11 protein-coding genes are annotated in these 14,947 nt (G+C 72.3%); 3 read left to right on the forward strand and 8 right to left on the reverse strand.

Features of this window, described 5'->3' with window-relative positions; genetic code table 11:
• Positions 1–39: 39 nt before the first annotated feature.
• The 3 genes from ACSDR0_RS01820 to ACSDR0_RS01830 are packed head-to-tail and all read right to left on the reverse strand — an operon-like array spanning position 40 to position 3,292.
• Positions 40–987, reverse strand: coding sequence for a carbohydrate ABC transporter permease (locus ACSDR0_RS01820; protein ID WP_435286921.1), 948 nt, complete (start codon positions 985–987; stop codon positions 40–42).
• A 2-nt stretch (positions 988–989) separates the two neighbouring features.
• On the reverse strand, positions 990–2,240 hold the full coding sequence (locus ACSDR0_RS01825) for a sugar ABC transporter substrate-binding protein (RefSeq protein ID WP_435286922.1): 1,251 nt from the start codon (positions 2,238–2,240) through the stop codon (positions 990–992).
• Positions 2,237–3,292 carry a LacI family DNA-binding transcriptional regulator gene (locus ACSDR0_RS01830; protein ID WP_435286923.1) on the reverse strand — a complete coding sequence of 352 codons (1,056 nt, stop codon included), beginning with the start codon at positions 3,290–3,292 and terminating at the stop codon, positions 2,237–2,239. Before ACSDR0_RS01830 ends, ACSDR0_RS01825 begins: the two co-directional genes overlap by 4 nt.
• A gap of 416 nt (positions 3,293–3,708) precedes the next feature.
• On the opposite strand from ACSDR0_RS01830, the gene ACSDR0_RS01835 reads away from it, so the two are divergent.
• Complete coding sequence (locus ACSDR0_RS01835) at positions 3,709–6,759, forward strand: BTAD domain-containing putative transcriptional regulator (protein WP_435286924.1); 3,051 nt, start codon at positions 3,709–3,711, stop codon at positions 6,757–6,759.
• 266 nt (positions 6,760–7,025) lie between these two features.
• On the opposite strand, the gene ACSDR0_RS01840 is transcribed toward ACSDR0_RS01835, so the two are convergent.
• The 3 genes from ACSDR0_RS01840 to ACSDR0_RS01850 form a co-directional block, all read right to left on the reverse strand.
• Positions 7,026–7,169 carry a hypothetical protein gene (locus ACSDR0_RS01840; protein ID WP_435286925.1) on the reverse strand — a complete coding sequence of 48 codons (144 nt, stop codon included), beginning with the start codon at positions 7,167–7,169 and terminating at the stop codon, positions 7,026–7,028.
• Between the two features lie 715 nt (positions 7,170–7,884).
• Positions 7,885–8,847 carry an NADP-dependent oxidoreductase gene (locus tag ACSDR0_RS01845; RefSeq protein WP_435286926.1) on the reverse strand — a complete coding sequence of 321 codons (963 nt, stop codon included), beginning with the start codon at positions 8,845–8,847 and terminating at the stop codon, positions 7,885–7,887.
• Positions 8,848–8,959: 112 nt separating this feature from the next.
• Positions 8,960–9,955, reverse strand: coding sequence for a zinc-binding dehydrogenase (locus ACSDR0_RS01850; protein WP_435286927.1), 996 nt, complete (start codon positions 9,953–9,955; stop codon positions 8,960–8,962).
• A gap of 85 nt (positions 9,956–10,040) precedes the next feature.
• On the opposite strand from ACSDR0_RS01850, the gene ACSDR0_RS01855 reads away from it, so the two are divergent.
• Positions 10,041–11,258 (forward strand): ADP-ribosylglycohydrolase family protein, encoded by a 1,218-nt coding sequence (locus ACSDR0_RS01855; RefSeq protein WP_435286928.1) that lies wholly within the window; start codon positions 10,041–10,043, stop codon positions 11,256–11,258.
• A gap of 301 nt (positions 11,259–11,559) precedes the next feature.
• Here ACSDR0_RS01855 and ACSDR0_RS01860 read toward each other — a convergent pair whose 3' ends face one another.
• Both ACSDR0_RS01860 and ACSDR0_RS01865 read right to left on the reverse strand, forming a co-directional pair.
• Positions 11,560–12,918: a sensor histidine kinase gene (locus ACSDR0_RS01860; protein WP_435286929.1), complete on the reverse strand. Its 1,359-nt coding sequence runs from the start codon at positions 12,916–12,918 to the stop codon at positions 11,560–11,562.
• Positions 12,915–13,826: a hypothetical protein gene (locus tag ACSDR0_RS01865; protein ID WP_435286930.1), complete on the reverse strand. Its 912-nt coding sequence runs from the start codon at positions 13,824–13,826 to the stop codon at positions 12,915–12,917. The genes ACSDR0_RS01860 and ACSDR0_RS01865 overlap by 4 nt, the downstream gene beginning before the upstream one ends.
• A 268-nt stretch (positions 13,827–14,094) precedes the next feature.
• Between ACSDR0_RS01865 and ACSDR0_RS01870 the strand changes: the two genes are divergently transcribed.
• Positions 14,095–14,940 (forward strand): helix-turn-helix transcriptional regulator, encoded by an 846-nt coding sequence (locus ACSDR0_RS01870; RefSeq protein ID WP_435286931.1) that lies wholly within the window; start codon positions 14,095–14,097, stop codon positions 14,938–14,940.
• Positions 14,941–14,947: the final 7 nt, after the last annotated feature.

Consider the following 14,947-nt stretch of genomic DNA (forward strand, 5'->3'; position numbering starts at 1 on the left):
AAGCCGGTTTCGCGGGAGTCTCCCGGCCCTGAACCGGTCTCATCTGGACCTCCCGACCCGGAACTGCAGGACCGCCAAGGCCACGATCACGGTGAACAGGACGCTCGCCGCCGCGGCGGCGTAGCCGTAGTTGCCGGAGCCGAACTGGTTGTAGATGGCGAGCGACGCCGAGGTGGTCGCTCCCGCCGGGCCTCCCCTGGTCATCACCAGCGGCTCCTCCATGAACTGGGCGAACCCGATGGAGCTGTAGACGGTGCAGAACAGCAGCGCCGGGCGGAGCATCGGCAGCGTGACGGAGCGGAAACGCTCCCAGCGTCCGGCGCCGTCGACCTCCGCCGCCTCGTACAGCTCCCTGGGAATGCCCTGCAGGGCGGCCAGCAGGACGACCATGTCGAAGCCGAAGCTCCGCCAGGCGGTCATGACGATGATCACGGGAAGCGCCAGGTTCTCGTCGGCGAGCCAGCGGGGGCCCTCCACGCCCACCGCCGCGAGCATCTGGTTGACCAGCCCCGCGTCGGGTTCGAGCAGGAACCTCCAGGCCACCGCGACGCCGATGATGCTGGTGACGTACGGCAGGTAGTAGCCGAGCCGGAAGAACGCGGCGGGCAGCCGGGCGATCCCCGAGTTCAGCGCCACGGCCGCGCCCAGGCCGAGGGCGATGGTGAGCGGGAGCGCGGTCACCACGAAGATCAGCGTGTTGACCGCCGCCTTGCGCATGAGCTCGTCGTCGAACAGTCGCAGATAGTTGTCGACCCCGACGAGGTTCACCCCGAGGGGGTCGCGCACGTCGGTGCTGCGCATGTCGGTGAAGCTCATGCCGAGTTCGACGAGGAGCGGCCCCGCCCAGAACACCGCGAACATCACGACGAAGGGCGTCACGAAGATCCAGGCCAGGCCGGTACGGCGGAATCCGCCCCGGGATCGCCGCTCCCTGGCGGGGGCCGGTGCGGTGGGCTCGCGCGAGCCCACCCGCTCGCTGACCACCACGGTCAGACCCCGGTCCCGATGGTCTCGGCCTGTCCCTGGATGCTCTTGGCCGTCTCCTCGGCCGTCTGCTTGCCCAGGGCCATCTTCTCGATCTCGGCCTCCATCACCTTGGCCACCTGCTCCCAGGTCGGGACGGCGGGGACGGCCTTGGCGTCCTTGAGCTGCTCGCCGAAGACGGTGACGCGCTCGTCGGCGGTCAGCGCCGGGTCCTGCCAGGCGGCCTCGACGCTGGGCAGCGCGTTGACCTTGGTGTACCAGGTGGCCTGGACCTTGGGGTCGACGAGCCAGCGCAGGAACTTCCAGGCGGCCTCGCGGTTCTTCGCGTCCTTGAAGACCACCATGTCGCTGCCGCCGACCAGGCTGGGGCCTCCCGCGCTCCCCTTCGGGTAGGGCGCGACGGCGAACTTGTCCCCGAAGCCGTCGCCGCCCTCCTTCTCCAGGCCCGCGATCATCCACGGCCCCGAGTAGAAGGCGCCGACCTTCCCCTTGACGAACGTCTGCGGGAAGGCGCCGGTCGGCTGGTCGGTGCTGGAGAGCCCGCTCTCGAAGAACGAGCCGTACTGCTTGAGCGCCTGAACCATCTGGGGCGTGTCCAGCGTCCACTTCCCGCCCGAGATGATCTCACCCCCCGCCTGCCACACCAGCGGCAGCAGCTCCTGCCAGGAGCCCTGCCGGAAGTTCTGCTCGACGCCGAGCGAGGCGCCGCCCTTCTCCTTGAGCGCCTTCACGAAGGCGGTGGTCTCCTCCCAGGTGACGGGCGGCTTCACCGACGCCTTCTCGGCGATGTCCTTGCGGTAGTACAGGGCGCGGGTCTCCACGTACCAGGGCACGCCGTACGCGGTCCCCTCCACCTCGACCGTGCCCCACGCGCCGGGGAAGAACGCCGACTTGTCGATCAGGTTGGCCGGGGTGGGGTCGAGGGCGCCGGTCTTGGCCATCTCGCCCATCCAGGTGCTGCCCAGCATGGTGACGTCGGGGGTGGCGTTCCCCGCGATGGCCGCCGTGATCTTGTCGTGGGCCACGTCCCAGCCGAGCGCGGTCACCTTGACCGTGATGCCGGGGTTGGCCGTCTCGAAGTCCTTGGCGAAGGCACCCAGAGCCTCCCCCTCGGCCCCGATCGCCCAGATCGTGATCTCTCCGGTGGCCTTGCCGGTGTCGACGTCCCTCGCCTGCTCCGCGGCCCCTCCGGTGCTCCGGCCGCACCCGGCGAGCACCAGTCCCAGCGCGAGAATCCCGACGGCGTACTTCTTCACTTTTCCTCCAGGGGGTGAGGACCGCAGCTGGATCGGACGATCAGCTGGGTGGGGAGAATCTCGGAGTTCGGGACGGTACGAGTGCCCCTGATGAGCTCGTCCAGCGCGCGGGCGGCGCGGGCGCCGAGCAGGCGCATGGGCTGGCGCACCGTGGTGAGGGCGGGCCTGGCGTGGCGGGCGGCCATGATGTCGTCCCAGCCGGTGATCGCCACGTCGCCCGGCACGTCGAGGCCGAGTTCCTCGGCCGCCAGGATGACGCCGAGGGCCACCTGGTCGTCGGCGCAGATCACCGCCTCGGGGCGCTGTGCCCCGCCGGATCTCCCGCCTGGTTTCCCGCCTGGTTTTCCGCCGAGCAGCGTCCGCCCCGCCGCGTACCCCCCCTCCACGGTGAGCTCGCAGGGCAACGGCTCCGGGGGCCGGATCCCGCGGCCGGACAGGACCCGCCTGACCCCCGTCCAGCGCTGGGTGACGTCACCCCGGTCGTCGTCCCCGGCCAGGGCGAAGGTGGAGTAGCCGTGGCCGAGCAGGTGGGTGGCGAGCGCCTCGGCCGACGCGGTGTTCTCGCTGGAGACCGCGTCGGCCCGCTCGACGGGATCGCGCGCCAGCAGGACCAGCGGGGTCCTGCTCCTGACGATCTCGTCCACCACCGCGTCCTCGACGGTCCTGCCGAAGATCACCATGCCGTCCACCCGGCCGACGAGGTCCCTGACCAGGTCCTGCACGGGGGCCCGCCCGCGTGTGGACAGGATGAGCACGGAGCGGCCGAGCTCGGAGGCCACCTCCTCGTACCCGAGGAGGACCTCGGCGAAGTAGGGGCCCGACAGGTCGGGGAAGACGATCCCGTTGGCCGCGTGGCGGCCCTGGGCCAGGGAGACGCCGAGGCGGCTCGGGGTGAAGCTGAGCTCCTCGACCGCCCTCAGCACCTTCTCGCGCGTCCCGGCCGCGACGGGGCCGGTGTTGCGCAGGGCCCGGGAGACGGTGGCGATGGAGACGCCCGCCCGCTGCGCGACCTCGTAGATGGTCGCACCCTGACCTTCGTCACTGTTTGACACCTGTCGTCCGACCTCCCCGCGAGTGGAAGCGCTTACACTCAACCGCGACAGGGAGTGGAAGCGCTTACAGTGGATGACCGGAGTCAATCACCGGACGGAATCATCGGTAAAGGCTTGTTACGTCACCGTTACCAAATGAGCACGGCGTCGCCCCGGGCTTCGTGAGGCGCGGCCGGGAGATTCGCCGGGGAATTCGTGAGGCGCGGCCGAGGGGATTCGCGAGGCGCGGCCGTGGGGATCCGTGAGGCGCGGACGGGAAGAAAGGCCCCTTTCCCCTCCCGCCGGGAACGAATACCGGCGAGCTACCGTTAAAAGATCATCCGAGCTATTCTCGCCGGAATCGGGCAGTCCATAACCTCCGGGCGCGGCGCCGTTCACCTCGCCCCCTGAGATCCGTGAGCCGTTCGGGGAGCTTGATGAGATTCCAGGTACTCGGCGATGTGACGATCATCAACGACGGGCGTCCCGTACCGCTGTCCTCACGCAGGCAGGAACAGTTGCTGGCGCTCCTCGTCTGCGCGCGGGGGCGCATCGTGGCGGCGGAAACCCTGATCGACGCGCTGTGGGGGGAGCATCTCGGACCGCGCGCCGGAAAGAACCTGCAGGTGCTCGTGCACCGGCTGCGTAAGACACTCGACGCCCCCGAGCGGATCCGGCACGACCGCTCGGGCTACATGCTGTCCGCGCGGCCGGAGGAGGTCGACGCCTGGCACTTCGCCGACCTGGCCGAGCGCGCCAGGTGGACGCTGGAGCAGGGAGAGCTGGAGGCGGCGTCCCTCCTGCAGAGGGAGGCGCTCGCGCTGTGGAACGGCCGGGCCTTCTCGGGGCTGGACCGCGTGGCCCAGCTGGCGGAGGCGGCCGAACGCCTGGAGCAGGACCGCAGGCGGGTGCTGACCGAGCGCATCGACACCGACCTGGCGCTGGGCAGGCACGCGGAGGTCATCCCCGAGCTGCTCTCGATGGTCGCCGAGGATCCGCTGGTGGAGTCCACGACCGCGCGGCTGATGGTGGCGATGCACCGGGCCGGGCTGCGTACGGAGGCGCTGGACGCCTACCGGCGCGTCCGCATCGTCCTGGCCGAGGAGCTGGGCCTGGAACCCGGACCGCAGCTGCGCTCGCTGGAACAGGCCATCCTGCGCGGGGACACCCAGGTCGGCCTGGACCCCCGGCCGGAGGCGGCACCGGCGAAGAACCCGGACTCCACCGCCCCTCCCGATCCGGCCCCGTTCCTGCTCCCCGCCGGGGTGAGCGACCTCACCGGGCGCGACACCGAGCTGCGCTGGCTCGTCTCGGTCCTGCGCGACCGCCTCGCCACCGGACCGGTGATCTGCGCCGTCTCCGGCATGCCGGGGGTGGGCAAGAGCGCGCTGGCCCTGCAGGCCGCCCACGACCTGCGAGACGACTTCCCCGACGGGCAGCTGTACGTGAACCTGCGGGGCGCCGGGGCCGAACCGGTCGAGCCGTCGCACGCGCTCAGCCGGTTCCTGCGCGCCCTCGGCACGCCGGGGACGGCCGTCCCCGACAGCCTGGACGAGCGCGCCGAGGTGTTCCGCGCCCGCCTGTCCGACCGGCGCGTGCTGGTGCTCCTGGACGACGCCGCGGACGAGGCGCAGATCGAGCCGCTCATCCCCGCGGGAAACGGCTGCGCGGTGGTGGTGACGAGCCGCGGCGCGCTGACCGCCCTGCCCGGCGCGCAGCGGCTCGCCCTGGGGGTCCTCGGCAACGCCGCCGCCGTCCGGCTGCTGGGCACGATCACCGGCCGGGTCGAGCTGGCCGCCGACACCGCCACCGCCGGGCGGCTGGCCGAGCTGTGCGGGCACCTCCCCCTGGCGCTCAGGATCGCCGGGGCGCGGCTGGCCGCCCGGCCGCACTGGAGCGTCGACCGGCTGATCTCCCGGCTCGCCGCCGAACACGACCGGCTCGACGAGCTCACCCACGGCACCCTGTCGGTACGGGCCAGCCTCGCCCTCGGGTACTCCGGCCTCGGCGAGCCCGGCCGTACCCTGTTCCGCCGCCTCGGCCTGGTCGAGACGCCCGACTTCGCCGGCTGGGTCGCCGCGGCCCTGCTCGGCGCCGACTCGATCGAAGCCGGAACGCATGAAGCCGGACCGTACGGCACCGGGCCGCGTGAAGCCGAACGGCGTGAAGCCGGACCGCTCGACGCCCGATCGCGTGAAGCCGAGGAGATACTCGAGGGGCTGATGGAGGCGCAGCTCGTCGAGTACGCGGGCCAGGACGGCGCCGGCGAGCCCCGCTACCGCGTCCACGACCTGGTGCGGCTGCACGCCAGGGAGCGCGGCGCGACCGACGACCCTCCCTGCGCCACCGACGCCGCGCTGACCCGGCTGGCAGGAGGCTACCTCGCGCTCGCCGAACAGGCGCACCGGCGGCAGTACGGCGGCGACTACACCGTGCTGCACGGCCGCGGGACGCGCTGGGACTGCGGGGAGGCCACCTCCGACCGCCTGCTCGCCGATCCGTCCGGCTGGCTGCGCGGCGAGCGGCTCGGCCTGGTGGCGGCGGTGGAACAGGCCGCCCGGCTCGGCCTGAGCGAGATGTGCTGGGACCTGGCGATGACGGCGATCACCCTGTTCGAGGCGCAGGGCCACTTCGACGACTGGCGGCACACCTCGGAGACCGCGCTGGCCGTCGCCCTGCGCGCGGGCGACCGGCGCGGCGAGGCGGCGATGCGCTACTCACTGGGCACGCTCGCCCTGTTCCGGCAGCGCTACACCGACGCGCGACCGTACCTGGAGGCCGCGCTGCCGCTCTTCGAGGCGGTGGGCGACCGGCACGGCCAGGCCCTCACCCTGCGCAACGCGGCGCTGATCGATCGGGTGGAGGGACGGGCGGAGACCGCGCTCGACAGCTACCGGCGGGCGCTGCGGATGCTCCGCGAGGTCGGTGACCGGCACGCCGAGGCCCACGTGCTCGGCAGCATGGCCCAGATCCACATCGAGCACGACCGCCCCTACGCGGCGGCCCCGCTCCTGGAGACGGCGCTGGCCGTCTACCGCGACCTGGGCAACGCGCGGGGGGTCGCGCAGATCCTCAACAGGCTGGGGCTGCTGCACCTGCGCCAGAACGACCCGGCACGGGCGAAGGACGCCTTCGGGCAGGTGCTGGTGGCCACCAGGTCGACCGGAGACCGCATCGGCGAGGCGTACGGCCTGCTCGGGATGGGCGAGGCCGAGCTGCTGGCGGGCGAACTCGACCACGCGGCCAACCGGCTCGACGCGGCGCTGCTGCTGGCCGAGGGGCTCGGGGAGCCCTTCGTCGCGGCCCGCGCCCGCCTGGCGTGCGGGCGGCTCGCCACCGAGCGCGGTGAGCACGAGCTGGCCGCGACCATGCTGGACCGGGCGGTGCGGGAGTTCGCCGACATCGGCCTGCCGGTCTGGCACGAGCGGGCCCTCGAGGCCCGGCGCGCCCTCGACGACATGATCTCCTCACCGCCCACCCCCTGCTGACCGATCACGGCGGCCCCTCACCCGCCCGATCCCGACGCCGCCTCCCCTGCCCGGTCACCCGCTCACTCTCAACGCCATCCACCTCGCGCCGACCGATCACGGCGACGCCGCACACCCCGCGCCAACCGCTCCCGACGCCACCCCACGCCGGCCGACCACGGTGACCCCTTACTCCACGTTCCCCCACCCCACCCCGTGGCGGCCGGGCGGGAGCGCCGCGGCCCCTCGCCCGGCCGCCTCAGGCGGTGCCGGTTCCCGCCGGTGTGCTACTCGCCCGGGTCCATCCAGTGACTGTCGTAGTCGGGCTTGGTGACCTGGTCATGCAGAACGATCGCCGAGGCGGGCGTGGCGCTCGCGCCCAGCAACCCGGCCACCATCAGCGCCAGCAACCCCGTTTTGATCTTCTTCATCTCTCTCCTTGATCGTCAACAGATCGGTGCCATACCCCCGCGGGCGTTGGTGATCGATAGCAAACCACGACCATCAGGTGCCGCGTATGGGATCTCGCTGTTGAACTTCCTCCCCTTCGATCCGTTATCGCCCTGCTCCCGCCGAGTGCCGGCGGCCGCGTAACGGGCCGGTTCGGTCCACCTGGTCACCGGCCCCCGTGCCGACCTGCCACTCAGCGCCGAGCGGCCGGTACCCGCCGTTGGACGATGAGTACTCGGCGCCTGGCCGTTGGTGCCGGACGTCCGGCGAGAGCGGGCCCGCGGAGAAGTGACCGACACCCCTCGGCGGAGCCGCGGTGACCGCGTACGACCCGGTTTCCGGCGTCACCGCCGTGACAGCCCCCGTGACCGCCGCGGCGATGACTCCGGCGGTCGACGCTGACCGCCTGACGTCGTTCTCGGCCGGTGTACCACCCGAGCCCGGACCGAGCGAGAGGCGAGGCGATGGACATGGGTACGGTCGGCCGGCCGGCCGCACCCATGTCGCCCCGGTGTCGTGTCGTTGAGCCCCGAATAACGAACGACCACCTTCACCTCAAGCACAGCACCGACGCCGCCTGCGGACGGCGTCGGCGCTGGTCAAGGTCAAAATAGACGGAGCCGGTTTCACGCCGGTTTCACCTCGTTCCCCGCGCCGGGCCCGGACGGCGCGGGTCCGGGAACCATGGGGCCGGCGTCACGGAACGGTGATCACGATCTTGCCGAGGAGGTGTCCCTCCTCGCTGAGGCGGTGGGCGTCGGCGGTCCTTTCCAGCGGGAAGGTCCTCTCGATCGGCACGCGCAGCGCACCGCGCTCCAGCAGGGGGAGCACCTCGGCGAAGACATCCGCCAGGGGGACCCCGTCGGCACCGGTGGAGAAGCTCACACCGTATTCGGCGGCCCGCCCGTCGGCGATGGTGACCACCCTGTCCGGGCCGCCGGCCAGTTCGACCGACACGGCGAGCACGTCGCGGCCGGAGGCGTCCAGGACCGCGTCGACACCTTCGGGTGCCGCGGCGCGTACCCGCTCGGCCAGACCGTCGCCGTACTCGACCGGCCGCACGCCCAGCTCGCGCAGGAAGTCATGACGGGCCGGGCTCGCCGTGCCGACCACCCGTACGCCCCTGTCCCGGGCGAGCTGCGCGGCGACCAGCCCGACGCCACCGGCGACCGCGTGGACCAGCAACGTGTGCCCCTCCTTCAGGTCGAGCCGCCGCAGGGTACGCCAGGCGGTCTCGACGGCCACCGGCAGCGCGGCGGCCTGCTCGAAGGACAGCCAGGCGGGCATGGCCAGCAGGTCTTCGGTGTCGGCAGGCACGTGGGTGGCCGCGGCGCCGGAGAGAACCCTGCCGAAGACGGCCTGCCCCACACTCCAGCCCCCGTTCCCACCTCCATCCCCGGCAGCGGCATCCGCGGTGACACCGGCACCGGCACCGATGGCGTCGATCGTTCCGGCGAACTCGACACCGACGCCCGCGGGCCCGGCCGGCGGTCCGCCACGGCCCATGAACCCTCGGCGGAGTTTCCAGTCGATGCCGTTCACCCCGGCGGCCCGTACCGCGACCCGCACCTGCCCGGGACCGGGCTCGGGAATGGGAACGTCGTCGAGGGTGAGCACCTCGGGACCGCCGTGGCGGACGTAGCGGATGGCCTGGGACATGGTCTTCTCCCTCTGGGCGTGTACGTGATCGGTTGATGAGCCGGAGTGCCGGGCGCGCCACGACGAAGGCGTGGGGAGCGCCCGGATCGGCCGGCGAAGGGCCGACGGACCCTCAGATCAGCAGCAAGGTCTTCCCCACCGTGTCGCGGGCCTCGATCGCGGCGTGCGCGTCGGCGGCCCGTTCGAGCGGGAAGGTCTGTCCGATGACCGGCCTGATCCGGCCCGCCGCCGCCTCGGCCAGCGCCAGCCCGGCCAGCCGCCTGCCCTCCTCGGGGGCGAACTGCACCTGCTCCATCCCGCGCACGGTCACCCCCCGCCGTCCGGCCTCCCCGGGGTCGATCTGCGCGAAGCTCCCGCCGGGCACGCCGTACGTGAAGAACCTGCCGCCGCGCGCCGTGATCCCGAACGCGTCCTGACCGATCCGCCCGCCGGCGCCGTCGAAGACCACGTCCACCCCGTCACCGCCGGTCGCCCCGAGCGGTCCCCCGTCACCGGCGGCCTCCCGCACCCGCTCGGGCCAGCCCGGCTCGGAGTAGTCGACCACGGCGTCGGCTCCCAGCTCCCGGGCCAGGTCAAGCTTGCGCCCACCCCTGGCCGCCGCGACCACGTGGGCGCCGACCGCGTGGGCGAGCTGCACGAGCAGGCTGCCGAGCCCTCCGGCCGCCGCGGTGACCAGCACCCGCTCTCCCGGCTTGATCCCGGCCGCGCCCGCCAGGCTCAGCGCGGCCGGGCCGATCTGGAGAAGCGCCGTCGCCTCCCGTAGGCCCAGCCCGTCCGGTACGGGAACCAGGGCGTCCACCGGGACCACGGCCCCCTCGGCGTAACCTCCGTCGCCGGTCATGGCGATGACGTCGCGGCCGATCCAGCCGGGATCGACACCCTCACCCACCGAGACCACCCGCCCGCCCACCCCGCCCCCGGGCACGTACGGCGGGTTCTGGCCGAAGAATTCGGCACCCCAGCCGGTGCGGAGCTGTGTCTCAAGGGACAGGACGTCCACGGCGGACACCCCGACCACGACCTGCCCGGCCCCGGCGACCGGCTCCGGCGCCCGGTCCATCACCAGCACCTCTGGTCCCCCGAACGCGGTTACCTGGACAATGCGCATATCGATCACTCTCCCTCGACGCTTCGCGCACAGTCTCGGACCTCAAGTTATGTTGATGTCAAGCGACGACGAAAGGACCATGCCCATGCGCCCTCCCGTCCATGACCTGCCGGACCACCGCGACCGCGTGAGAGGCTGCCTGCTGGGCGGCGCCCTCGGCGACGCGCTGGGGGCTCCCGTCGAGTTCGAGTCGATCGGGAGAATCCGCAGGCAGCACGGCCCCGAGGGCCTGACCGGGCTGGTTCCCGACTGGCGCGGCGCGGTCGGCCTGATCACCGACGACACGCAGATGACGCTGTTCACCGTGGAGGGGCTGATCCGCGGCGGTGACGTCGCCGCGGTCCGGCGCGCCTACCTGCGCTGGCTGGACACCCAGCAGCACCGCTCCCCGCCCCCGCCCTCCCCCGCGAACGACCGCCCCACCGCCCGCCCGCCGCGCGTCTCCTCCCCGGCCGCGAACGACCGTCCTGCCCACGATCCCGTTCCGCCCCCGCCCGGGAACGACCTGATCCGCACCGGCCTGCTCCGCGAGCAGGAGTGGCTCTACTCCCAGCGCGCCCCCGGGAACGCCTGCCTGTCGGGCCTGCGCGGCTCCCGGGCCGTCGCCCCCGCGCCGTTCGGCGAGCCGGGACCGGTCAACCCCGATTCCAAGGGCTGCGGGACGGTCATGCGCTCGGCCCCCTTCGGCCTGGGCGCGCGGAGCCCCCGCCACGCCTTCGAGCTGGCCGCCGAGTGTGCCCAGATCACCCACGGCCACCCCACCGGCTACCTGGCCGCCGGCGCCTTCGCCGCCGTCGTCCACTTCCTGACGGAGGACGAGCCCATCGAGGCGGACGGGTCCCCGAAGCCGGACGAGACGCTCACGCGGGCCGTACGGAAGGCGATGGACCTGCTGGCGACGTACCCCTCACACGAGGAGACCGGCCTGGCGCTGCGCGGCGCCGTGTCCCTCGCGGCGGAGGGCGGCCCGAGCCCCGCGAAGGTCGAGTCACTGGGCGGCGCGTGGGTCGCCGAGGAGGCGCTCGCCATCGCGGTCTACTGCGCCCTGACGTATCCCGCGCCCGGCGACGTCGCGCGGGCGCTGCTGCTCGCGGTCAACCACTCCGGCGACAGCGACTCCACCGGCGCCGTCTGCGGCAACCTCCTGGGAACCCTCCACGGTGAGGCGGCGCTCCCCGCCGAGTGGCTCGCCCGCCTTGAGGGCCGTGACGCCATCACCGGACTGGCCGACGACTTCGCGGCCCGGCTCGCCGGGAACCACGAGATCACCGACGCCTGGCTCAGGAGGTACCCCGGCCCCTGACCTCTGGGCTTCCCCCGGTGGTGAACCCGCGTCCAGCCGATGACGAGGACGCCTACCGCGTCGCGGTGGACCTGGCCCGAGTGGCTGCGGTGCTGCGCCGCTCTCATAGCCGCGGCCAGGCGCAAACGAGTGTGTGGTTTCCCGCACGTGCCGGCGCCACTGATCGTTCCATTACTCTCCGAGGGCCAACTGGCCGGACCCGGCATCGACACCGGCGTGGACCTGGGCGAGCCGGTCGAGACGAGCGCCTGGCTCGTCGCGCGTCCGAACCGTCCGATCCCTTCGCGTACGGTCCAGGCCCTCACGCCGTCCGCGTGCTGAGCGGGAGACGGAGGACGAAGCGTGCTCCGCCCGAGGACGCGTCCTCGACGTGGAGGGTGCCGTGGTGGGCGCGGGCGATGTCACGGGCGACGGCCAGGCCGAGCCCGGTGCCGCCGCGGTCGCGGCTGCGGGCGGTATCCAGCCGGGCGAAGCGCTGGAAGATGTGCTCGCGCTCCGCTGGAGGCACACCCGTGCCGTCGTCGGTGACGCTGAGCTCGGCTATGCCTCCGGCGCGGCGCACTGTGACCACCACGTCGCGCGCGGCGTGCCGTTGCGCGTTGTCCAGCAGGTTGTCCAGCACCCGGCGGATCTGTTCCGGGACGGCGTCGGCCGTCATGCCGGCGGTGAGGTCGAGCCGTGCCGGGTGCGGATCGCCGGTGCGGCGCGCGGTTCCGGCCTCGGCCAGTACGGCCAGGTCGACGGGCTCCAGGGCGGCGGACGGTGCCGCTCCGATCCGGGCCAGCATGAGGAGGTCGCTGATGATGGCCTGCAGCCGGTCCACATCGCCCAGGGAGTGTTTCACCAGGTCGGCGAGGTCGGTCTCGTCGGGGTGAAGTTGCGCCTCCTCCAACTTGACCCGTAGCCCGGCCAGCGGAGTGCGCAGTTCGTGCGAGGCATCGGTGGTGAAGCACCGCTGGCGGTCGAGCGCCTGCTGCAACGACGCGGTGACGCGCTCCAGCTCTGCGGATATCGCGAGCTCGCGGGTGTAGTGGCGGGCGTTGTCGACGCACACCGCGGCGCGGCCGACCAGTTCCTCGGCCAGGGCGAGGTCGTCCTCCTCGAACGCGTCCTTGCCCGTGGCGCGATAGAAGCTCACCACCCCGAGCGTGACGCCCCGGGCCCGCACCGGCACCGTGATGAGCGAGTGGATGCCCTGCTCACAGATTCTCCGGCCGCGCTCGGGATCCTGTGCCAGCCACCCGAAGGTGGCGGACAACACCGGGCTGAGCACCGGCTGCTCGGTGGCGAGGCTGCGCCCCTGAGGCGTGGACGGGAGCGGGTGGATGAGCGCGCCAAGCTGGTACAGAGCGGTCCCCTCCCCGATGCCCGCGAAGGCGATCCGGCGCAACCCCGCGTCCATGCTGCCGGGCTCGTCACCCCGCAGGACGCAGTCGGTCAGGTCGACGGCGACGTAGTCGGCGAACCGGGGGACGGCGACCTGGGCCAGTTCCTCGGCGGTCCGGGTGACTTTCAGGGTGGTGCCGATGCGGGAGCCCGCGTCGCACAGCAGGCTGAGTCGCTCGCGCGCCCGCAGGGCGAGCCGGCCGATGCCCGGCTCGCTCATGGCGAGCAGCCACTCGTCGGTTCCGGTCACCTTCCACTCGTCGGTTCCGGTCACCTTCCTCCCCCGTTCGGCCGGGCCTCCTGGCCGTCGGTGAGCCTCGCCTTCACCGCGATGGCGGTGGAACCGATGATCGGCTGGGCGACAAGCGTGGCGGTGCGGCCGTCCGAGAGGACCATCTTCACCATCGCCGCCAGGCCCTGCGCGACCAGCCTCACGGCGGCGTCCTCCAGGGCGAGCCGATCACGGCGGCACAGGTCCAGGGGCGTGGAAGCCGTCGCGACGCCTCCATCGGGCGCCCGGAGGAACTCCTCCATCAGGGCTCGCTCGCGTTCGACCACCATTTCGAACAGTCGCCGCTCGACGGCGGCGGCCAATCGCCGGGCCAGGACCATCATCTCCGCGTTGGCCGTGTCGTTCAGGCAGACGACGCTGATGGCCCCGTCCACCCGCCCGCTGAGCGGGTGGCGTATCGGGGCGCCCACGCCGGTGAGCCCGCGCAGTTCCTCCGCGAAGTGCTCATTGCCGGTGACCTGGCAGATTCGCCGTTCCACCAGCGCCGAGCCGAAGGCGCTGGTGCCCATGTCCGCCTCGGCGAAGTGGAACCCGGGCGCGGCGCCGACCGCGTCCATAGTCCGGCGCAGGGCCGGTTCGCCCTCGTTGCGCAGGAACAAGACCCCACTCGCATCGCCCAGGAACATGGTCACGGGGGTGCCCCTGATGACGGTACGCAGCCGCTCGAACACGGGCAGGGCCGCGCGCACCACTCCGCAGTCGAAATCAAGATCATCGGACATGCGCGGCCGCACGGTGCCGGGCGTGAGTCCCGCCTCCTGGCACCGCCGCCACGAATGCAGGGTCGCGGCGCGTACCTCATCCCCCGTGAGCTTCCCATCCAGGAACCACTCCACGACCTTCTCGTCGGGCCCTCCCCCGTCGTCCCAGCCATCTACCATCCGGCTCACTCCAAAAACGTCCAAACGGTGAGCTTTGTGCACCTTTCATCCAGAATACGGAGGAAGCACCTCCCTAATCCCATACAGTGGCAAAGAAATGTCAGGTCCTGGCCTTCCCTGGCGGAGGTCGCCAGGGCGGGGAACGCCCGTCTCGCCCTCCTCCGGGCGGGGGCGGTCACAGAGAGGGCGTCCTCCCCTGTCAGCCAGGGTGATGCCGGGCCGTGGATGGGACGGGCGATACCAGGCTGTACCTCGGGAAACATCGCATACTGGGTAAATGACCGAAAGCGGAGAACTGGGCCCCGCGCTGCGGCACTGGCGTGACCGGATCAATCCGGCCGAGGTCGGGCTGCCCGGCGGCGGGCCGCGCCGCGCGGCGGGCCTGCGGCGCGAGGAGCTGGCGATGCTCGCGGGGGTGTCGGCCGACTACATCACCCGTCTCGAACAGAGCCGGGCGACCTCCCCCTCCGCCCAGATCCTCACCGCGCTGGCGCGGGCGCTGAGACTGTCCGATCAGGAACGCGAGCACCTGTTCCTCCTCGCGAGGCAGCCGCCACCCACCGCCGGGCACATGTCCACGCACCTCACCCCGAGTTTGCAGCGGCTGCTCGACCAGCTCGACGGCACACCCCTCAGCGTCAACGACGCCGCCTGGAACCTGATCAGATGGAACCGGCCGTGGGCCGCGCTCTTCGGGGACCCCACCCTGCTGGTCGGGCGCGACCGCAACGTGATCTGGCGCCACTTCACGGGCCGCCTGGAGCGCGTCAGCCATACCCCGGAGCAGGAGATCCGCTTCGAGACGACCGCGGTCGCCGATCTCCGGTCGGCGACCGCCCGCTACCCCTCCGACACCGGTCTGCGCTCGCTCGTCACCGACCTCCGGAGCGTCAGCCCCCGCTTCGCGGAACTGTGGGACACCCACGTCGTCGGCGCCCACGAGTCGGCCCGCAAGACCGTCCACCACCCCGAGGTCGGCCCGCTCACGCTCGACTGCGACGTGCTCACCGTGCCCGGCAGCGACCTCCGCATCATCGTCTACAGCGCCGCCCCCGGCACCGAGGCCGCCGACAAGCTGAAACTCCTCTCCGTCATCGGCACCCAGACCATGCGGCCGTCCTGACGCCCTC

The sequence above is a fragment of the Streptosporangium sp. G11 genome, assembly GCF_051192615.1.
GTDB lineage: Bacteria > Actinomycetota > Actinomycetes > Streptosporangiales > Streptosporangiaceae > Streptosporangium.

What these genes read in the sequence shown, in the direction of transcription:
- ACSDR0_RS01835 (WP_435286924.1), top strand. Translation starts at nt 3,709, where the DNA reads ATGAGATTCCAGGTACTCGGCGATGTGACGATCATCAACGACGGGCGT.
- ACSDR0_RS01840 (WP_435286925.1), bottom strand. Translation starts at nt 7,169, where the DNA reads ATGAAGAAGATCAAAACGGGGTTGCTGGCGCTGATGGTGGCCGGGTTG.
- ACSDR0_RS01845 (WP_435286926.1), bottom strand. Translation starts at nt 8,847, where the DNA reads ATGTCCCAGGCCATCCGCTACGTCCGCCACGGCGGTCCCGAGGTGCTC.
- ACSDR0_RS01850 (WP_435286927.1), bottom strand. Translation starts at nt 9,955, where the DNA reads ATGCGCATTGTCCAGGTAACCGCGTTCGGGGGACCAGAGGTGCTGGTG.
- ACSDR0_RS01855 (WP_435286928.1), top strand. Translation starts at nt 10,041, where the DNA reads ATGCGCCCTCCCGTCCATGACCTGCCGGACCACCGCGACCGCGTGAGA.
- ACSDR0_RS01870 (WP_435286931.1), top strand. Translation starts at nt 14,095, where the DNA reads ATGACCGAAAGCGGAGAACTGGGCCCCGCGCTGCGGCACTGGCGTGAC.